General features: G+C 67.0%; 15 protein-coding genes and 1 pseudogene. All 16 read right to left on the bottom strand.

The features are described from left to right. Positions 1-389, bottom strand: a 389-nt coding sequence (locus AC36XV_RS06950) for a glycosyltransferase family protein (RefSeq protein ID WP_492202954.1), incomplete at its 3' end; no start/stop codon positions are given. Positions 390-510: 121 nt separating this feature from the next. Next, positions 511-3,729, bottom strand: a complete 3,219-nt coding sequence (locus AC36XV_RS06945; RefSeq protein WP_492202953.1) for a TonB-dependent receptor — start codon at positions 3,727-3,729, stop codon at positions 511-513. A 355-nt stretch (positions 3,730-4,084) separates the two neighbouring features. Beyond that, positions 4,085-4,363, bottom strand: coding sequence for a hypothetical protein (locus tag AC36XV_RS06940; RefSeq protein WP_492202952.1), 279 nt, complete (start codon positions 4,361-4,363; stop codon positions 4,085-4,087). 3 nt (positions 4,364-4,366) lie between these two features. Next, a complete protein-coding gene (locus AC36XV_RS06935) occupies positions 4,367-4,603 on the bottom strand; it encodes a hypothetical protein (protein WP_492202951.1) in 237 nt (78 codons plus the stop codon). A gap of 2 nt (positions 4,604-4,605) precedes the next feature. Then, complete coding sequence (locus AC36XV_RS06930; protein WP_492202950.1) at positions 4,606-4,767, bottom strand: hypothetical protein; 162 nt, start codon at positions 4,765-4,767, stop codon at positions 4,606-4,608. Between the two features lie 52 nt (positions 4,768-4,819). Then, entirely contained in the window at positions 4,820-5,395 is a 576-nt protein-coding gene (locus tag AC36XV_RS06925; protein ID WP_492202949.1) for an electron transport complex protein RnfA, read from the bottom strand. Next, entirely contained in the window at positions 5,395-6,054 is a 660-nt protein-coding gene (gene rsxE, locus AC36XV_RS06920; RefSeq protein ID WP_492202948.1) for an electron transport complex subunit RsxE, read from the bottom strand. Before rsxE ends, AC36XV_RS06925 begins: the two co-directional genes overlap by 1 nt. Beyond that, positions 6,051-6,836, bottom strand: a complete 786-nt coding sequence (locus AC36XV_RS06915; RefSeq protein ID WP_492202947.1) for an RnfABCDGE type electron transport complex subunit G — start codon at positions 6,834-6,836, stop codon at positions 6,051-6,053. Before AC36XV_RS06915 ends, rsxE begins: the two co-directional genes overlap by 4 nt. Further along, a complete protein-coding gene (locus AC36XV_RS06910) occupies positions 6,833-7,906 on the bottom strand; it encodes an RnfABCDGE type electron transport complex subunit D (protein WP_492202946.1) in 1,074 nt (357 codons plus the stop codon). Before AC36XV_RS06910 ends, AC36XV_RS06915 begins: the two co-directional genes overlap by 4 nt. Beyond that, positions 7,903-9,228 (bottom strand): electron transport complex subunit RsxC, encoded by a 1,326-nt coding sequence (rsxC, locus tag AC36XV_RS06905; RefSeq protein WP_492202945.1) that lies wholly within the window; start codon positions 9,226-9,228, stop codon positions 7,903-7,905. Before rsxC ends, AC36XV_RS06910 begins: the two co-directional genes overlap by 4 nt. A 38-nt stretch (positions 9,229-9,266) precedes the next feature. Continuing rightward, positions 9,267-14,408: a 2-oxoacid:acceptor oxidoreductase family protein gene (locus AC36XV_RS06900; protein WP_492202944.1), complete on the bottom strand. Its 5,142-nt coding sequence runs from the start codon at positions 14,406-14,408 to the stop codon at positions 9,267-9,269. Between the two features lie 5 nt (positions 14,409-14,413). Further along, the gene (locus AC36XV_RS06895) at positions 14,414-15,256 is read right to left on the bottom strand and encodes an RnfABCDGE type electron transport complex subunit B (RefSeq protein WP_492202943.1); all 843 of its coding nucleotides are present in this window, start codon (positions 15,254-15,256) and stop codon (positions 14,414-14,416) included. Between the two features lie 11 nt (positions 15,257-15,267). After that, entirely contained in the window at positions 15,268-16,296 is a 1,029-nt protein-coding gene (locus tag AC36XV_RS06890; protein WP_492202942.1) for a hypothetical protein, read from the bottom strand. Continuing rightward, positions 16,286-17,239 carry a thiamine pyrophosphate-dependent enzyme gene (locus AC36XV_RS06885; RefSeq protein ID WP_492202941.1) on the bottom strand — a complete coding sequence of 318 codons (954 nt, stop codon included), beginning with the start codon at positions 17,237-17,239 and terminating at the stop codon, positions 16,286-16,288. The genes AC36XV_RS06890 and AC36XV_RS06885 overlap by 11 nt, the downstream gene beginning before the upstream one ends. After that, positions 17,236-19,134, bottom strand: a complete 1,899-nt coding sequence (locus tag AC36XV_RS06880; RefSeq protein WP_492202940.1) for a 2-oxoacid:acceptor oxidoreductase subunit alpha — start codon at positions 19,132-19,134, stop codon at positions 17,236-17,238. Before AC36XV_RS06880 ends, AC36XV_RS06885 begins: the two co-directional genes overlap by 4 nt. Before the next feature lie 327 nt (positions 19,135-19,461). Further along, positions 19,462-19,589 (bottom strand): annotated as a pseudogene (locus AC36XV_RS06875) (hypoxanthine phosphoribosyltransferase); the annotation flags it as partial.

Raw genomic sequence — 19,589 nt, 5'->3', positions numbered from 1 at the left:
TGCAGCAACGTCTGGATGGCGCCACGCGGTTCGAACAGGATGTCGGGGAATCCGAGCACCACGTCTCGGTCTTCGCGTCCGGCCAGCGCCCGACGGACGGTAAAGGCGGGGGAGGGCGTATCTCCGACGTCGACGTAGGTGAGCCGGAGACCGCCGGGCGCGGCGCCGCTGAGCGACGCCGGGATGTCCTCCTTACCCTCTCGAATGGCGACGACGACGTCGCGCACGCCGGCCGCCGCGAGCCCGCTCAACAGGCAGCGTACCGCGGGGAGGGGAGGGGAATCGGCGTCCGGCTGCCACACGGGCAGCAGCTCCTTGCTCGAGGCCGGCTCGCCGAGACGGGTGGCCCGTCCGGCCGCCGGAATGACGCCGAGCACATTGAGTGTCACCGAACCTTCCCTTCATCGGCCATCCCGTGGGCTCCGTGATGCGAGGGGGCCGCCCGCACCAGCGAGCGGCCCCGGAGAAGCTCAACGATTCCCCTGCCGTCGATCGACGGCGAGGATAGCGTCAGTTGAGCAGATAACGAATGCCGACCTGGATCTGCCAGCGCGAGCTGATGTCCGGGTCCGCGATGAACGTCTTGTCGACCATGTTGAAGTTGAACTGCGGCGTCACGTTGTCCGCCTCGAAGCCGACCAGGGTCAGCGGGCTCGTGGCCGCGGAAGGCGCCGTCTGCCGCACACCCCAGCTCGAGTCGAACATGTTGAGGATGTTCAGGAAGTCGAGGCTGAGCTGGAACACGCTCTCCCGGCTCCCTGTCGGAACGATGAAGTCCTGCAGGATTCGCAGGTCCAGAGTCTGGTACCACGGATTCAGGAGCCCGAAGCGCTCCGTGATCTCGCCGCGGTGGTTGCTCAGGTATTTGTCCTGCTCGATGAACGCATCGAGCGCCGTCCACTGCTCGGCCGCCGTGTAGATGACGTTTCCATCCTGGTCGAGCATATCGACCAGTCCGCTCTCGCTCTGGTTGGCCGGCACGTAGATCAGGTCGTTCGCGCCCGAGCCGTCGCCGTTCACGTCTCCCGAGTAGATGAACGAGTAGCGATTGCCCCCGGACAGAACGTTGCGGTTGCCCTCGGCGACCTCGAAGTAAAGACCAAACCGCGTGACCCACCTCTCGGACCAGCGCTTCGTGTACGTCCCATTGAGCAGGAAGCGGTGTCTCTGGTTGAACTGCGAGTAGCTCGTTCGCGGCTGGTTGGGGTTCCCCTGAACGGGGTTTTCCTGCCACAGCACGCTCGCGATCTCCGTGGACTTCAGCTGGTTGCGGGCGTTCGCGTAATTGTACGAGAGCTGGAGGCCGAGACCGGACTGCCACACCTTCCTGAGCTGGAGGGTGAAGTTGGTGTTCCAGCCGTCGCTCGTGTTGCCGATGGTGTAGATGCCGGAGCCACCATCGGGGTTGACCTCGTTGCTGCCCGTGTTGGCCCCGTAATAGGGACGACCGTCGATCGGGTTCGAGCCTACCGCCGCGGCGAGGTCGTAGTTGTACATCACGATCGCATTGACGTCCTTCCCGAACAGGAACTCCACCGTCCCGAGGATATCGCCCGGCAGCTTGTGGTCCAGCGCGATGTCGCTGATCCAGACCTGCGGCCACTGGAAGTCGCTCTTCATTGCGTTGAGATCGAAGGACTGCTGAAGTCCGAAGGGCTCTCCGAACGAGTTGACCCGCGGGCCGCTGGTCTCCACCAGCGGAGCCGTCGGATACAGGTTCGGATTCGCGCCGGGGTTCGAGATCACGTTGCCCGCCCACACGAACGGAATGCGTCCGGTGAACAGCCCGCTTCCGCCACGCAGCTGGGTCGTGCGTTCCTCGTTGAACGCGTAGTTGAACCCTACTCGTGGCGAGAACAGCGGTGTCTGGTCCGCCAGCTGCGACTGGTCGACGCCGCCGGTCGCCCGGTACGTACCGTTCTCGTCGATCGTGGCCAGATTGCGCGACCACGCGTTGTCCACCGGGTCGGTGAAGTAGAACGGAATGTCCATCCGGAGACCCAGCGTGAGGGTGAACCGGGGATTCAGTTCCCAGTCGTCCTGGACGTACAGGGAGCCCTGTCCGAGGTTGATGTCCTCACCCTTGTACGGCCCCGACACGACCATGCAGCCGAACGGATCGACGTTCGGGTCCGCCGTCGCGTCCAGGAAGTCCTGGACCGACGAGTAGGTGCTCGTGTTCTGACACCCGTCCCCGTCGAAGTCGATACCGGCGGGAAGGAAGAACGTCCCGTAGCGGAAGATGTTGAACGAGTTGAAGAAGCCGAAGCTCTCGAACGCCGCGCCGAACGTGACCGTGTGGCGGCCGAGGAACTTCGTGAAGTCGTTCTGGAACTGCCAGATGTTCTGGTCGAGGTTGTTACCGATCGAGAAGGGTTCGTGCCCGACGGTGGTGTAGGTCACGCCCTGCTCTCCGATCTCGATCGTCGGATAGGGCACGCTGTTCGCGATCCGGAAGTCCCGGAAGGCGCTGTAGCTCGCGAAGAACCGATTCGCCCAGCTGCTCCCGCGGCTGTTGAGCTCGAGGGCGAAGGAATTGAGCTCGTTGTTGATCTGGTATCCCGAATTCTGGGAAGGAAGGCTGGTCGAGTTCGGGCCACGCCCCGACCCGTTGAAGCTGAGCACGAACGGGTGGGGTGGGTTGTCCTTCCGCGCATCCAGGTAGTTGTAGCGGAAGCTGAGATTGTGGTTATCGCTGATGTTGAAATCGAGCTTGGCGAGGATCTTGTCGTTGTCGGTTTCGTTGATGTATCCCGAGTAGGGTCCGGTGTCGTACCCGTACTGGGCCATCCGGTCCGAGATCTGATCCAGGACGGACTGCTGCACCCTGGATTCGCCAAACCCCGGCGTTCCGTCGCTCGGCACGAAGTTGGATCCCGGGTCGTCTCGCCGCTCCAGCTCCGCGTTGAGGAAGATGAACAGCTTGTCCCGGAGGATCGGTCCGCCGAGGGCGAATCCCGACTGCGTGAAGGTAAGGTCGGGATCGGCGATCACCTTCTCACCGTCGATCTTGTTGCCCTGCATGTTCTGGTTGCGATAGAACGTGTAGACCGTTCCCGTCCACTCGTTGGTTCCGCTCTTGGTGACCGTGTTCACGCTGGCGCCGGTGAAGCCGCCGAGTCGCACGTCGAAGGGAGCCACCGCCACGTGCACCTGTTCCACCGCATCGTACGGGACCGGCTGCGCGTTCGTCTGCCCGCCGGGCGCCGGGTCGTCGAGGCCGAACGGGTTGTTGAAGTAGGACCCGTCGAGCGTGATGTTGTTGTACAGCCAGTTGCGCCCGCCGAAGGCGTAGTTCCCGTCGCTCCGCGGGTCGAGCTTGATCAGGTCGCGCGTGCTTCGCTGGACCGTGGGCTGGGTCTCGATGATCGTCTCCGGAACGAGCGTCTCGGCCCCGGTCCGACTGGAGTTCAGGACGTCATCCTGGGTGCCTTCCACCCGCAGGGGTTCCAGTTCGATCGCTCGCTGCGATAGCACGAAGTCGATGCGACGATCCTGTCCGAGAGCGACGACGATGTTCTGCTCGGCCACTTCCGAGTAACCGAGCATGCTCGCGGTCACCGTGTACGGACCGCCGACGCGCATTCCCGGGATGGTGAACACGCCTCCGGTGCGGCTGATGGTCTGGTACGTCGTCCCGCTCGGAACGTGCACGGCCGAGACCACGGCTCCCACCAGTGGAGCGCCGTCCTCACCGGTGACCGCGCCCTCGACACCTCCCGTGGTCACGCCCTGCGCCCAGAGGGAGCCGGTGGACAGGAGGAGCGCCGCTGCACCCGCCAGCGCGGGTACGAGAACGGAGCGGCGATCCAGCGATCGACGGGGAGAACGTTTCGGGAGAAATGAACATGCCAAAAACAGTGGGGAAAACAACACTTGCCTCATCGCGGCCTCCTGCCTCAGGGAAGGATGCAGTAGCAGTCCAGCGTGAGATGAACCTACGGTAGCGGCGGCCGGCGATGGGGGTCAAGGCCTGCGTGAGATCCTCCCGATCCGAGGCCTGTGACGACGCACACAACCGCCCTGTCAGAGCGCTCCGGAGGGGAGAGAGCGGCCCCGAAGCTGGGGCTTCGGAACCCCGGAATCAGGACCCCGGCTTCAGCAGCTCGTTCTGGAAGTCCTGGGCCTCCCCGATGCGGGTGACTTCGGTCTCGAGGCCGCCCACCGTCTGCTCGAGGAGCGCCAGGCGCTGCCGCATGATCGCGATCTCTTCCTGCGAGGCGCCCGATGAGCGCATGTGCGCCACCGCCTCGGCGATCGGCTTGATGGCGAAGCGCAGCGTGACGATGGAGAGCGGTATCAGCACGGTGAGGGAGCCCATCACGATGGCCACGATGGGGACCCAGTCGAATCCGGTGGGCATGCCTCAGTCCTCCTCGGCGTCGGTTTCGTCGTTCCGGAGCTCCTCGCGGGCCCTGCGCATCTCTTCGGGCGTGGCCTCGGTGATCGGACACAGGGCCCCGGTGCACGTGTGCCCGGCCTCGAGGCATACCAGCGTGCCCGTCGGCTCCCCCGTCGCCGGGTCCGGCTCTCCCGTTCCCTCCCTGACCACGACGGCGACCTGGCGATCGCACGCCGAGCAGTACGCCCAGTGCTTCTCCATCCTCATCTCCCTTCCGCGCCCGGCGAAGTCGCCAGGTCTTCCTCCAACCGGCAGCCGTCGCCCTCGCACGAGCAGTTGCCGCACCCGCCTTCCGCTCCGGGCCGCAGCGTTCCGAACACCACGAACAGGGCCGCGAGCCCCGCGACGGCGAGGACGGTGGTCATCCGTCCGTCCCCCGCGGGGCTGAAGAGCCGGTCGCCAACGGACGCAGCGCGCTCATGCGCTAAACAGCCCCGCGAAGCCCATGAACGCAAGGGAGAGGCTGCCCGCGATGATCAGCACCAGGCCCATGTTGCGGGCCACGGCCGGGACGCTCGCCGTCTCGGTGGTCTCGCGGATCGAGGCCATCAGCACCAGGGCGAGGGTGAGGCCGAGCCCGGCCCCGAGCGCGAAGAACAGCCCTTCCAGGAAATCGTATCCGCGGTTCGTGTTGAAGATCGCGTAGCCGAGGATCGCGCAGTTCGTGGTGATCAGCGGCAGGAAGATCCCGAGCTGTCGGAACAGCGTCGGGCTGAACTTCTTGATCGCCATCTCCGTGATCTGGACGAAGGAGGCGATCACCACGATGAACGAGATCAGCCTCAGGTACGGAGCGTACGGAAGGATGAACGTGTTGAGCAGCCACACGCAGACCGACGTCATCACGAGCACGAAGATGTTCGCGAACCCCATCCGGAGCGCGGTCTCGACCCGGGCCGACACGCCCATGAACGGGCACAGGCCGAGGAACAGGTGCAGGGTGAAGTTGTTGACCAGCATCGCCGAGAGGAGGATCCAGAAGAGCTCACCCATCAGGCCGCCTCCTCTCGACTGGCGACCCCGTGCGGCCATTGCCGGATCCGGGTCGCCTCCGCTCTCCGGTCCTGCCACCAGCCGAAGCTGAGCAGGATGAAGCCGAGGGTCAGGAAGCCGCCGGGGGGCAGGATCATGACGATCCACGGCTCGAATCCGTCCCCGAACAGGCTGTGGCCCATGATGGACCCGCTGCCGAGTACCTCCCGGAATGTCCCCATCATGAGCATGGCGATCATGAAGCCCGCCCCGGTCCCGGCCGCGTCCAGGAGGGCCCGGCCGACCGGCCTCTTCGAGGCGAACGCCTCCTGCCGGCCGAGGATCATGCAGTTGACCACGATCAGCGCGATGAAGGCGCCGAGCTCCTTGTGAATCAGCGGGACGACGGCCGCCAGCACCAGGTCGGCGATCGTCACGAAGGTCGCGATGATCAGGATGAACGCGGAGATCCGGACCTGCGCCGGAATCCAGTTCTTGATCAGCGAGACGAGGAGGCTCGAGCCCATGAGCACGAAGAAGGTCGCGAGCCCCATGGCGATCGCGTTGGGGACGGTGTTGGTGACCGCCAGGGCCGGACACAGGCCGAGGAGCTGCACCAGCACGGGGTTCTCCTTCCAGATCCCCCGAATCAGGTCTTCGCGTGCGGTGGTCTCTCTCATGTTCCTGCCTCGCCCTCGGCGGTCTCGTCCCCTTCGGTCGTTCGTGACGGGCTCGCCGCGGATACGATCGATGCCTCGTCGAGACCGGCTTCCGCGGGCTCGAACGACTCGAGATCCGTGCGCAGGGCGTCGAGTCGGTGGTTGATGATTCCGATCACGGTGCGCGACGAGATGGTGGCGCCGGTGATCATGTCGACCTCGTTCGCCGCCCCGGTCCCCGCCCCCGCCTTGACCCCGACGATCGGCGCTTCCGCGCCTTCGAAACCGCCGACGAAGTCCATGTCCTTGTAGATCTTGTCACCGAGACCGGGGGTCTCCTTGCTCTCGAGCACCTTCATTCCCAGCAGGCTCGACGTCTCGGCATCGTAGCCGAAGATGAGGTGAATGAAGTCCTGGAAGCCGGGCTCCGCGCCGGTCACGGCGTATCCGACGGGCTGACCCGACTCGTCGAAGCCCAGGAACACCTTCTCGGCGGCGACCGTGTCGACGCCCTCGGGAGGCGTGGGGCTCAATCCCTCCGGAGTCACGTAGAGCGACTCGTAGTGGGCCGGGTGATGGAGCACCTCGAGCACCGCGGCCCGAAGCGCGGCCGCCCGATGCGCCTGGATCTGCGGGTCCGCCCACTGGAACACCACGACGATCACCAGGCCCGCGAGGGCGCCGGCGATCGCCAGGGTGGCCATCAGCTTCACCGATTTCACCTCGGGCGCCCGAGGCTCCCCGGCGTCGCCGGACTCGGGGGCGGGGGCTTCGCCGGGCTGGACGGTCGGCAGGTCCTTCATGCCTCCGCTCCCTTCGGCTTCCGCCGCGCCTTCCCGAACACGCGGGGCTGGGTCGCCCGGTTGATGAACGGGACCAGCGCGTTCATGAACAGGATGGCGTACATCACGCCTTCCGGAAGGCCTCCCCAGATCCGGATGAGCACCACCAGGAGGCCGACGCCGATTCCGAAGATCCAGGCGCCAGCGGGCGTCACCGGCGAGGTGACCATGTCCGTGGCCATGTACATGGCGCCGAGGATGAGGCCGCCGGAGAACAGCATGAACCATGGGCTCGGGAAGCGGTCGGGCCCGACCAGGTACAGGGCGCCCGAGAAGAGGAATACGGTCAGGAAGATGCTGGCCGGGATGCGCCAGTCCAGGTACTTGCGGAGCGCCAGGTAGCCCCCGCACACGAGGATCAGCAGGCCGGCCGTCTCGCCGATCGACCCGGCGGTGGAGCCGAGCATCAGGTCCCAGGTGTTCGTCGATACCCCCTCGAACTTCATGAGGCCGAGAGGGGTCGCCCCGGTGACCACGTCCGGCGCGCTCGGCGACATCAGGGGAAGCGCGAACAGGTCGCCCCTGAGGGCCCACCAGTCGCCGGGACGCACCGGCCAGGTGGTGATCGCGATCGGGAAGGCCGCCTGCAGGAAGGCCCGCCCGAGGAGCGCCGGATTGAAGATGTTCTGACCGAGCCCTCCGAAGATCAGCTTTCCGAAGCCGATGCCGAACACGCCGCCCAGGAAGGCCATCCACAGGGGGAAGCCGGGGGGCAGGATCAGCCCGAGGAGCAGGCCCGTGATCACGGCGGAGCCGTCCGCCGTGCTGCCCCTCGGTCCGAACAGTCGCTCGGTGAGCACGCAGCCCGCGGTCGCCGCGCCCACCACCAGGAGGGCGCTCGGACCGAAGTAGTACGTGGCCACGGCCAGGATCGGCACGAGCGATCCCACCACGTTCCACATGATGCGCGGTGTGGAGTGGGACGAGCGAATGTGCGGGGAGGCCGCGATGCGGAGCCGCATCTCGGTGAGCGACTCGAGGTCGGTGCCGGCTCCCGGGCGGCGGCCCTCCTGCGGCCTGGAGGCGCTCATGCGGCCGCCTTCCGCTTCCGCAGCATGTTCTTGCCGAGCGCGAACATCTGCGACAGGGGGATGTTCGAAGGGCACACGTAGGAGCAGCACCCGCACAGCATGCAGTCCATGAGGTCCGAGCCCTCCATCTCCTCGTAGCGACCGGCCTGCGCCAGCGTGCCGAGCAGGGAAGGATTGAGGAACACCGGGCAGGCCTCGAGGCAGCGCCCGCAGTGAATGCAGGGATAGCGCTCCACGGACCTCGCCTCGCGGGTCGTCAGAACGACCACGCCGGTGGTTCCCTTGATGAGGGGGGTGTCGAGATCGGGTTGCGCCGCACCCATCATCGGACCGCCGAACACGATCTCGGCTGCATCCTCGGTGACCCCGTCGCAGAACTCGAGCACGTCCCGAAGGCGCGTTCCCACCGGAACGATCAGGTTGGACGGGCGGCGAACCCCGGGGCCGGTGACCGTCACGATGCGCTCGATCAGCGGATACCCGGTCTCGAAGATCTCTCCGATGCAGGCGATCGATCCCACGTTCTGGACGACCACGCCCACGTGCATCGGGAGCTTGCCCGAGGGCACTTCCCGGCCCGTCACCACCTTGATGAGCATCTTCTCGGCCCCCTGGGGATACTTCACCGTCAGGGGCAGAACCGAGACATCCAGGTCTTCGGGCAGAGTCTCACGGAGCCGGGCGATGGCGTCGGGCTTGTTCTTCTCGATCCCGATGACCGCCCTCTCCACCCCGAGCGCCTTCATCATGATGCGGATACCGAACTGGACCCTCTCCGGATACTCGACCATCGTCCGGTGGTCCGTGGTCAGGTAGGGCTCGCACTCCGCCCCGTTGATGATCAGCGTGTGTACCGGCACGTCCTCGGGCGGGAGCAGCTTCACGTGCGTGGGGAACGCCGCGCCGCCGAGTCCGACCACGCCCGCCTTCTGCACCTCCTCCACCACCTGCCCGGGCGAGAGGCCCTCCCACTGCGGCACGATGCGCGGCCGCGGCACCTGGGGAGAGAAGCGGTCCACCGCGAGCACGACCGACTCCGCCATCGATCCGTCGGGGTGGGGCCACAGACGCACGTCCTTCACCGTCCCCGCGGCCGAGGCGTGGATGGGCACCGAGACGAAGCCATCCGCCTCCGCCACCTTGTCCCCGCGTTCCACCCGGTCGCCCACCTTCACGATGAGGCGCGCGGGCTTCCCCGCGTGCTGCCTCAGAGGCAGGACGATCTCCTCGGGGAAGGGCATCCGTCGAACCCGCACCTTCTCGGTCAGGTCCTTGGACTCCGGCGGGTGAACCCCGTGTCTGAACGTGCTGGATCCGAGCATGTCGCTCCCTCGGCCGCCCTCTCTCTTCCGCTACCCGATCAGTTGAACGGCTTCGCCCGCTCGATCCACTTGTCGAGATCCTTCTCCTTCTTGTTGAGCGGCGTTCCGGGGTGGATGATCCCGGCCGTGCACCGCTCGGCCGCCTGCACGATCTCCGCGAAGGTGCCGGCGTTCTTGTCCTTGATGTACGCCTGCTTGTTCTCGTCGTACGCGAACATCTTCTTGTTGATGTTGATGCACTCGTCGCACGAGGTGCAGCGCGCGGTCTCGATGTAGGGATCCATGACGAGGTCGTCTTCCTCCTCGTCCTCCACTGCGGGCTCGGCCCCGGTCGCCGGTGCGACCACGGTGGCCTCCGCGAGCTCGGCCGCTTCGGCCAGCGCTCCGGCCCGCGTCACCGGTTCCGCCGGAGCCACCGCGACGGCCGCGCCTCCGTTTCCGCCGGCTCCCACGCCGACGTCCCCGGACAGGCCGGCTACCGACTCGGCGGTGATCGGCTTCAGGCTCGGGTCGGCGTGCGCCCGGGCGAGAAGCTCGGCCACCGTCAGCTCTCCGTCGCCGGAGGCGAGCAGACCTTCCGCCATGCGGCGGGCCACCAGCGCCGGGTAGCTCATCCGGAGCTCGGCCAGCTGCGCCTCGTACTCGGCCCGGATCGCCGCAGCCCTGGCCTCGAACTCCTCCTCCATGTCATCGGAGATGTCGGCTCGCACCGAGGCGGGCACCTGCAGCCCCGCCAGCTCCTTCAGCTGCGCCCAGTAGAGCAGCCGGTCTTCGGCCAGGAGGACCATCTCCATGGAGCATGCCAGGCGACCGAGCTTCTTCTCGCCGTCGATGACCCAGATGAAGGGCGTCTTACCGACGCGAGCGTCCTCGGACAACTCCAGGAACTCGTGGAACGGCACCTGGTCATCGTCCCAGTCCGCCGGCTTGATGCGCTTGAAGTGCTTTTTGAAGCGTCCTTCGGTGGCCGCCCAATCGGCGGTCGTCACCGGCAGCTCCATCTTCTGCGTCTCGCCGTCGTCGTCGACGTATTCCAGCTCGTAGGTGGGCCAGGTCTCGTCGAGGTCCGGGTTGCCGCTCAGGTCCATGCAGTCGGCGATCGTCGCTCCCTGATCCGGGTCGAAGACCATGAACGGGAAGGCGCGACCCTCGAGAGCGAAGCGGGCCGCGTTGGGCGCCCACTCGTCGGCCAGCCCGTGCTCGACGGGGCAGGGCGTGTAGATGTTCATGATCGACGGGCGGTGCGTCTTCAGGGCACGGATCACCCCGCCGATCATGTGCGAGGCGGACGCCTGCGAGGACTGGAGCACGAAGGCCCCGCGGTGCGCCAGCGCGATGAGGGCGAGCTCCTTGCGGGTCTCTTCCTTGCCGTGCTGCGCCTTTCCGTACGCGGCCATGTCGGACACCTGGCCGATGAAGCCGCTCGTGCAGGCCTGGCCGCCCGTGTTGGAGTAGACCTGCGTGTCGAGCACGATCACGCGGATCGGCTTCCCGGAGGCCAGGAGGCGCGACAGGTTCTGGAAGCCGATGTCCATCATGGCGCCGTCGCCGCCGATCGCGACGATCGGGGCGCACATGTCGAACTCCGCGTCCGTGAAGTCCTGCCACGTCAGCGCCACGAACTCCGGCTCGTGCACGCTCGCGTCGTACTCGCCGGCGGCCAGAAGGCGGGCGCGGCGAACGGCCGTGAACGCATCCGTCATCTTCCGCATGTGGCCCTCGAAGATCCCGATGGCCACCGACGGCGAGTCCTGGAACAGGTGGTTCACCCACGGATACGGGTACGGGTTGTAGGGGAAGGTGCTGCCCCAGACGGAAGAGCACCCGGTGCTGTTGCTGATCCCCATGTTGGCCCGGCCCTGGCCGCTCGGTCCCTTCGTGTAGCGCCACACGAGGTCCTTGAGCGCCGCGATCGCGTCGGTGTACAGCTTCAGCTGGGCGCGCTTGTCTTCGTCCAGCGGAACCTCGGCGACCTCTCCGTCCGCCACCGCCGCGAGGTCTAGATCGGCATCGGCCGACAGGAGGTCCCGCGCCTTCCGGTCGAGGTCGGCGATCAGCGCCTCGAGGTCCGCGACGAACTTCTCGACGCGCGGCTGCATGAGCGACTCGACGGCCGAAACGATGAGGTGGACGGCGGTCTTCTCACCGCACCCCATGCAGGCGCCATCGCCGCCCGCCATCGTGCGGTAGTTCTCCTTCTTGAGGAGGAGCGACGGCAGCACGCCGATCCCTTCCTCGAGGTTGCGGATGTTGATGAACCGGTCCGCCGTGTCCGGGAGGTTCTCCCACATCTTCCAGTTGCGGCGCAGCCGGTCGAGGTTCTCCTCGTCCTGCCTCACCGTCACCAGCGCCCCGTCCGCGCACACGTCCACGCAGATGTTGCAGCCCTTGCAGGCTTCCGGGTTCACCGTGATGGAGAGCAGCCCGCCGGAGCCCTTCTCCTTGTTCTCGTGCTGGTCGAAGAACGGGATCGTCTTCGCGAGCGGGAAGTCGGACAGCACCGAGTAGACGGCCGCGAATTCCTCGTCGAGCACCTTCTTGCGCTCAGCGTCCCACGGCAGCTTCTCAGACAGGTTGGCGTACGCGGTGGTGACCGTGTCCCCGAACGTCTGGAACGGGACCGCCTTGAGGACCTTGTGGGTCTCGCGAGCCAGGTTGGCCGATACCGACTGGATGCGGTCGAGCGGCTTGCCGTTCTGAGCGGTCTTGATGGCCGTCTGAATGATGTCCTCGACGGAGTTCACCAGGCCGGGAATCGCGGCGTCCGGGCACTGCGTCCAGCACTGCGCGCAGCCGGTGCACCTGTCCGGGATGAACTCCGGGATCTCGAACCGGATGTCCGACATGTCGCGAACCGTGCTGGTCGCGGCCGGAATGGCGCTGATCGCCGAGAAGGGGTCGGCGATCACGTCCTGGTCGAGACCGCACAGCGAGCATACCTGCTCCCAGAACCGGCCCTGGTTCCCGATCCCCCATTCCTGGTCGGGATGGTCGAGCAGGGTCGGGATCTGCCCGACGGCCGCTTCGGCCATGACCTGTCCGGCGCCGACCAGCTCCCCGGCCGCCTCGACTTCCACCACTTCGTCGAAGCCACGCCGGATGACCTGAAGGTTGGCCTCCACGACGCGCTCACCGAGGTGCCCGAACTTCTTCTGGAGCTGCTTTCGCATCCCCTCGAACAGGGTCTCCTCGTCCAGTCCCTCGGCCTCCATGAACGGCGACGTGCGGAAGAACGCCCCCATGAAAGCGGTGCCCTGCATCCGGTAGCGGAGATCCGGGTCGGTCGCCTCTTCGGTGGCGATCTTGAAGGCGTCGACCGCGTACACCTTGATGTCCTTCTCCTGGATGAGCCGCTTCGCCTGCGGGGGCAGCGAGGCCCACAGCTCCTCCGGGCCGTGATCGCTCTGGATCACGAACACCCCGCCCGGCTGCATGCCGGCCAGCGGGTTGGAGTTGCGGAACACGTTGGGGTCCGGCGAGAGGACGACGTTCACGAACTTGAGCTCGCCGTTCAACCGCAGCGGCTTTCGCGACATCACTCCGTAGAAGGTCGTCGGCTGCCCCTTCTTCTCCGACCCGTACTTCGGGTTCGCCTTCACGTTCATGCCGGCGAGCTCGTTCACGGTCATCACGACGTTCTTGCCCATCGTGATGGCGCCCCAGCCTCCCACCGAGTGGATGCGGAGCGAGATCGCGTCGTCGGGAAGGAGATTGATCGCCTCGTCCGGTACGAGGGCTGCGTCCGCCAGGTCCGGGTAGTGCTCGAGCAGCTCCTCCTGCCAGATCTCGAGCTTCGGAAGCTTGGTGCCCTCCCGGATGAAGTCGATGCCGAGGTAGTACTGCCTCCGATTCCGGCCCCCGGGCTGCATGTTCTCGACCGCCAGCGCGAGATCGGCCGGCTGGAGGTCGCGGCTCCCGAACCCGAATCCGGCCGAGTAGAAGTCCGGCACCTGCTCCGGGGCGATGTCGGCCACGCCGGCGAAGGGGCGGGAGTCGCCCCGCGACTGCCGGCCGGCCCGGTAGTTCTCCTGGCCCTTCGAGATCGCGGCGCGGATCTCACGCAGCAGGGGCTGGTCGACCGCCAGCGGCTGGTCGCAGCGCTCGAGCACCGTGACGCCCTTCCGGCCCTTCAGCATCGCGCTGATGAGGTCGGTGGGGAACGGGCGGAACATCACGATGTCCACGACTCCGACCTTGAGACCGCGCTCGGATCGCAGATAGTCGGCCACGGCCTCGGCGTTCGAGACCACCGACCCCTGGCCCACCAGCACGTAGTCGGCGTCCTCCATGCGGTAGCCCATGACCCGTCCGTAGCGCCGGCCGGTGAGCGCGGCGAACTCGTCCATCGCCCGGTCCGTGAGCTCCTGCACGTGATCGAAGTAGAACGGACGCTGGGCGGCCACGCCCTGCATGTACGCGTCCTGGTTCTGCACGGAGCCGAGGAGCGCCGGGTAGTCGAGGTCGAACATCTCGGGAATGCGCCGTCGGGTCGGCCCGAACGTCAGCACCTGGCCGGGTGTCGGCGATTCGATGATGTCGGCCGGGTCCCCCAGATACTCGCGGATCATCTCCGGCTCGGGCAGGCGCAGCGACTCGATCACGTGGCTGGTGAGAAAACCGTCCTGCGCCACGAGACCGGGGTTCAGGCTCAACTCCGCGATGCGGTGCGCGATCAGGTTGAGATCGGCGATCGCCTGCACGTCCTTGGCGAAGACCTGGAAAAAGCCCGTGTCGTCGACCGCATGGTAATCGTCGTGGCCCGCGTGCACGTTGAGCGCGTGCTTCGTCATCGCCCTCGCGGCGACGTTGAGCACGTAGGTCAGGCGCTTCCCGACGGCGGCGTACAGCGACTCGTGCATGTAGGCGATGCCCTGCCCGCTCGAGAAGTTCGTGGCGCGAAGGCCGGTCATGCTCATCCCGGCCGTCACTCCGGCGGCCGCGTGCTCGCCCTCGGGCTCGAAGAACAGGAGACGGCGCCCGTTGACGTTGGTCTTCCCGGCGGCCTTCGCGGCCGCCCAGCCCTCGCCCATCTGCGTGGACGGAGTGATGGGATATGCGCCGGCGCCCTCGCTGGCCGCGGTCTCCATCTCCACCACGGCCTGGCTGCCGTCCATGGCTGCCGGTATGCCCGGGTATCGGGCCTCGGTCGCCGGCTCGTCGCCTCTATTTCGCCTGATCATTCGGTTCAACTCCCTGCAGGTGTCGGTTCGACCGCGAATTCCTGCGCTCCGTCCACCCACCGGATCGCCCCGGTGGGACAGCGGGCCGCGGCACTCGGGTCGGCCAGATCGATCTTGTCGTAGTTCACGACGGCCAGGCCGTCGCGCATGGTCACCACGTCCGGCGCGTCCTGGGCGCACCGTCCGCAAGCGTTGCACGCCACGGCGCATACATCCGTCGCGTCGTCACCGTCGAGCAGATTCCGGCACTGCACGATGAGCTTGTGGTCCATCGGCAGCAGCACGAACAGGTCGAGCGGGCAGGCCTCGACGCAGTCGTTGCACGCCGTGCACCGCGCCGGATCGACCACCGGAAGATCCACGTCGTTCATCCGGATCGCATCGAACGTGCACGACACGGCGCAGTCGGCCAGGCCCACGCAGCCCCACGCGCACGCTTTCCCGCCTCCGCTCACGGCCACGGCCGCGGCGCAGCTCTCGATGCCGTCGTACAGCGCCTTGCGGGGCGCCACGTCCGTGCCGCCCGCGCACAGAAGTCGAGCCACGACCTTCGAGGCATCCCCGGCCGCCACGCCGAGCATCCCCGCGACGTCCTCGATCTCGGCTTCTCCCATCACGGTGCAGCCGGCCGGTGCCACGACCCCCTCGATGGCCGCCTCGGCAAAGGCCCGACAGCCCGCGAAACCGCATGCGCCGCAGTTGGCGCCCGGCAGGATGTCGGTGAGCTCGTCGATGCGGGGATCCTCCCACACGTACAGCTTCCTGTTCGCGACCGCGATCAGGGTGCCGAAGGTGAGCCCCACCCCGCCCAGCACGGCGACGGAAGCGAGTACGGCCTGAGGGTCCAAGGAACCTCCCCTCAGCCCGTGCCCTGGAGGTCCGCCTGGCGAAGAATCCAGGCGGCCAGCGCGTCCGCGGCGGTCGCCGGAGCGGGCCCCTCGGCGCCGTCGCCGGAGGCGGGGACCGGCTCGGGGGCGCCGAAGCCCCACCCCGAGGCCAGCGAGGCGAGGTGCCTCATGGCGTCGACTTGCTGAAACGCGCTGACCGTCCCGATCGGACGCCGCGGTTCCTCGTCGGGCATGTGGTGCACCACCAGGCGTCCCCGCCCGGACTTCGCGTCCGGCAGGTGCACGAATCGACAGGCCTCCTCGGTGATCAGCGCGGCGATCGCCGGCCCCTCGGTCTTCTCCACCGCTTCGAGGTCGGCCGGATCCGAGGTCTGCACGACGGTCACCCCCGGCGTGATGAGTCGGGCCAGGGCGGCCGGCGGGGCCGGTCCACGCACCACGAGGATGATCTTCTGGCTTCCGTCGAGGTAATCCGCCAGGCCGGCGGGCCTCAGATCGCCCCCATCGACCTCGGCGACGATGGGAGGCGCCAGGTCCCTCTCGCGCCGGTTCCACCGATTCGGAGGAAAGCGCTCGAGCCAGCTTCCGTGCAGCGATTCGTCGTACGATCCTGCCCGTGCGAGCTCCGCCGTGCGGGCCGCTCCGAACGCCCGTCCGGCTCGCCCGAGGGCCTCCGAGATCGCATCGCGCAGGTCACTGCCCGTCTCTACCCGCACGAAGTACAGGTCGTCCCGGGCGTCGAGCAGGGCGCGGAGGGTGCGGGCGGCCGCCTCCAGGCGGGGGGTGGCCGTCGCGGACAGCGCCTGCCCGGACTGCTGAAACGCGGCGAACTTCTCGACGTCGATGTGTCCCACGGCGAAAGCCCCGAGCTCCGCGGCGGTCCGCTCGGCCCGTGCCTCCGCGGTCGAGCCGCCCGCGTCCAGCATCGTCTTCAGCTCCTCGGAGGTCGCCACGAGGGCCGAATGGAAGTTCTGCCGGGCGGGCTCGATCGCCTCCAGCGCGCCGGCGACGCGCGCTTCGATCGACTGTTCAGACGGCATATTTATCCAGCTCTTCGTTCAAGATTCGGATCTTGTCTTCCACCGTGTGCAGCGGAAGGTTTCGCGTTTCCTCGTAACGAGGCCGGCTTTCGTCGCGGTAGATGACGCCGAGCCGAATCAGCGATTCGTCCGCCGCGAGATCCCGCGCGGCCCCCAGGTTGCGGGGGTCGTGCCGCCTCTGGTTCGTGTAGATCTGCTTCAGGGAATCCGGGAGCTCGACCCCATCCGGGTGGGTCAGGATCTCGACCGACTCCGGGTTACGGACCGCGTCGATGTAGATGTCGTCCGTCCACACGGGGCACCGCTGAAGCACACGCACGAAGGCGAACCCACGGTGCCGGTACGCGGCCTGCAGCGTCGCGAACAGGTGGGCCGGGATCCACTCCGCCGTCTGCGCCACGAACGATGCGTTCGTGATGCCGAGCGTGGCCTCGATCGGGTTGAGTGCCGGGAGCCAGCTGCCCTGCGGCTGCGTGTTGCTTCTGTATCCCTGCGGCGTAGTGGGAGACGTCTGCATCTTGGTGAGGCCGTAGATGTTGTTGTCCAGCATCAATGCGACCATGTCCACGTTGTACCGGGTGGCGTGCACCCAGTGACCGGCGCCGATGGATACGCAGTCGCCGTCCCCCATCACCACGAACACGTTCAGGTCGGGCCGGTTGAGCTTGATGCCGGTAGCCACCGGAAGAGCCCGTCCGTGCAGGCCGTGGAATCCGTAGGTCTTCATGTAGTGGGGAAACCGGCTCGAGCACCCGATCCCGGACACGAACACCGTCTCTTCCGGCTTGAGCTGCTCGTCCGCCAGCAGTCGCTGGGCGGCCGTGAGAACCGAGTGATCGCCGCAACCGGGGCACCAGCGGGCGCGAGCGCCCTCGTAGTCGGCCAGCCCGTATTCGCGGTCTTCCTCCATCGGCGTGAGCAGCGAGCAACAGGAGAGGCTCATGAGGCGCCCCCTTTCTGCGTATGGGCCCGGATCACGTCGTGGATCGCGCCCGGTCTCAGGGGCTCGCCCAGCACCCGCGTCCAGCAGTCCACGTCGACCAGCGTCTGCGCCCTGAGCAGCCAGGCGAGCTGGCCCCGACGCCGGTTTTCCTCTGTGATGTAGGGCATGTCCGGATCGTCGCTGTAGTTGATCTCCACGGTCATGACCTTCTTGAACCGACCGAAGATCTCCTTGAGGCCGGGCTCCAGAGGCGACAGGAAGCGCAGGTGCAGGGACGACACGGACCGTCCTTCGTCCCTCGCCCGATCCACCGCCTCCTCGATCGCGCCCTTCGTGCTGCCCCAGCCGACCACCAGGAGATCACCGGATTCTGCCCCGTACACCGCAGGCGGTCTCAGGGTGCTCTGGAAGACCGCGACCTTGCGGCTCCGCATGGCCGAGCTCTTCTGGTTGATCGCCGAGTCGTACGCGACCCGGCTCTTCTCGTCGTGGGCGAGGCCGGTGAGCGTGTGCATTCCGCCCGGCGTGCCCGGTATGAACCGACGGGAGAGGCCCGTTTCCTCGTTCCACTCGTACGGCCGCTTGCCCTCCGGAACCGGCGACATGTCCGGTGCCGCTCCCTGCCACGCCGGGTCGAGCGCGGGTCGCGGGAACGGTTGCACGCCGGTCGCCAGGTTGGCGTCGGTCAGCACGATGACCAGGGTGCGGAAGGTCTCGGCGATCCGCCGCGCCGTGGTCATGGTGTGGAAGCACTCCTCGATGGTGGCCGGGGCCAGCACGATGTGAGGGGCGTCGCCCGGTTGGCCGAACACGGCCGCCAGGAGATCCGACTGCTCCACCTTCGTCGGCAGGCCCGTGCTCGGTCCTCCGCGCTGCACGTCCACGACGACGAGCGGGATCTCGGCCATGACCGAGAGCCCGAGAAACTCGGTCTTGAGCGCCAGGCCGGGACCCGAAGTGATCGTGAAAGCGACCTTGCCCGAGTACGAGGCCCCGATCGCCACTCCGGCGGCCGCGATCTCGTCCTCCGCCTGGTGAACGATGCCACCGAACTTGTAGAACATCTCACCCAGCTGGTGAGATACCGAGGTGGCGGGAGTGATCGGATACATGGCGGCGAGATCCATGCCGGCAGCCACGGCGCCGTACGCGATGGCCTGGTTGCCGTTCATCACCAGGGTGTTCTCGGCGGAGAGCTTCGGCTCGACCTCGATCCGGAGGTCCAGGTTCGCATCGGCCCACGAGTAGCCCAGCTCGAGCAGCTCGTGGTTCCGTTCCGTGATCTCCGGCGCCTTCTTCCGGAACGCGTGGGCGATCTGATTTCGCGCGAGCTCCATGTCCCGGTCGAACATCCAGCAGAGGATGCCGAGCGCGAACATGTTCTTTCCCTTGCGCGGATCGTCGACGATGGTGAGGCATTCCTCCTCCATCGGGACTTCGATGATCCGGTAGTTCCCGGCGCCCAGCTCCTCCATGCCGGCGACCCATGCGGCCCGGATATCCTCGTCCTTGTGGGTCGCCCACATGTTCTCGATCAGGAGGATCGCGCCGTCCTCGATCGCGTCGAGACGATGCCGGGCCAGCAGGACCTGCTCGTTGAACGCGACCGCCACGTTCGTCCTGTCCCCCCAGTTGGTGACGACCTCCTCACCGATCCGGATACGGTTTCCGCTGGCTCCCGCGGGGCTGCGAGGTGGTGGCTGGATCTCCGCCGGGATGATCTCCACCGTCCAGACGCCGTTGCCCATCTTGGCGCTCACGGCGCCGAACGTCTGTCCACACTTCTGCGCCCCTTCACCCGAATCGGAGACGATCTCCACCGTGCAGCGGGGGTATCGAAGCGTCTGGACCCGACCCGTCTCTTCCTCCGTCTTCACCGCAGTATTCTCACTCACCAGAGCTCTCGTCGTGATTGAAGTTCACCTGCGCTCCGTGCTCGCCCGGCGACCCGGGGAGTCCTGCCCGGAGGCGATTCCGAGCCGTACGGAGCCGTTCCGGGTGGTGCATCATCCATGCCTGTCCCGACGCGCAGCCAGCCGCCCGTCCCGTCGCGGAAAGTCGCGCCGTGGGCGCCCGGCCGGGGCGGTGCCGTGCGGACCTCGACGGGACAACTTGTCAGTAGCCTGACCACGCGTGACTTATTGTCCCGAACGCTCCCGAACCTCGGCCGGAAGGGCACCCGCGGGAGAGACCCGGACCGCCGCGCGTCGCGCCGATGGGCTCTACCGTCCCGTCCCACCTTCTCCGTTCGCACCTTCCGGCTCGACGACGCCGATGTAGGGAAGAGCCCGGTAATGATCGGCGAAGTCCAGGCCGTAGCCGACCACCCACTCGTCCGGGATGTCGAAGC

The organism is Candidatus Benthicola sp. (genome assembly GCF_058719085.1).
This window is presented reverse-complemented; position numbering and strand designations above follow the sequence as displayed.

Excerpts from the sequence above, each read along its gene's own strand:
- AC36XV_RS06940 (WP_492202952.1), bottom strand. The coding sequence starts at position 4,363 with ATGCCCACCGGATTCGACTGGGTCCCCATCGTGGCCATCGTGATGGGC.
- AC36XV_RS06935 (WP_492202951.1), bottom strand. The coding sequence starts at position 4,603 with ATGGAGAAGCACTGGGCGTACTGCTCGGCGTGCGATCGCCAGGTCGCC.
- AC36XV_RS06930 (WP_492202950.1), bottom strand. The coding sequence starts at position 4,767 with ATGACCACCGTCCTCGCCGTCGCGGGGCTCGCGGCCCTGTTCGTGGTG.
- AC36XV_RS06925 (WP_492202949.1), bottom strand. The coding sequence starts at position 5,395 with ATGGGTGAGCTCTTCTGGATCCTCCTCTCGGCGATGCTGGTCAACAAC.
- rsxE (WP_492202948.1), bottom strand. The coding sequence starts at position 6,054 with ATGAGAGAGACCACCGCACGCGAAGACCTGATTCGGGGGATCTGGAAG.
- AC36XV_RS06915 (WP_492202947.1), bottom strand. The coding sequence starts at position 6,836 with ATGAAGGACCTGCCGACCGTCCAGCCCGGCGAAGCCCCCGCCCCCGAG.
- AC36XV_RS06910 (WP_492202946.1), bottom strand. The coding sequence starts at position 7,906 with ATGAGCGCCTCCAGGCCGCAGGAGGGCCGCCGCCCGGGAGCCGGCACC.
- rsxC (WP_492202945.1), bottom strand. The coding sequence starts at position 9,228 with ATGCTCGGATCCAGCACGTTCAGACACGGGGTTCACCCGCCGGAGTCC.
- AC36XV_RS06900 (WP_492202944.1), bottom strand. The coding sequence starts at position 14,408 with ATGATCAGGCGAAATAGAGGCGACGAGCCGGCGACCGAGGCCCGATAC.
- AC36XV_RS06890 (WP_492202942.1), bottom strand. The coding sequence starts at position 16,296 with ATGCCGTCTGAACAGTCGATCGAAGCGCGCGTCGCCGGCGCGCTGGAG.
- AC36XV_RS06885 (WP_492202941.1), bottom strand. The coding sequence starts at position 17,239 with ATGAGCCTCTCCTGTTGCTCGCTGCTCACGCCGATGGAGGAAGACCGC.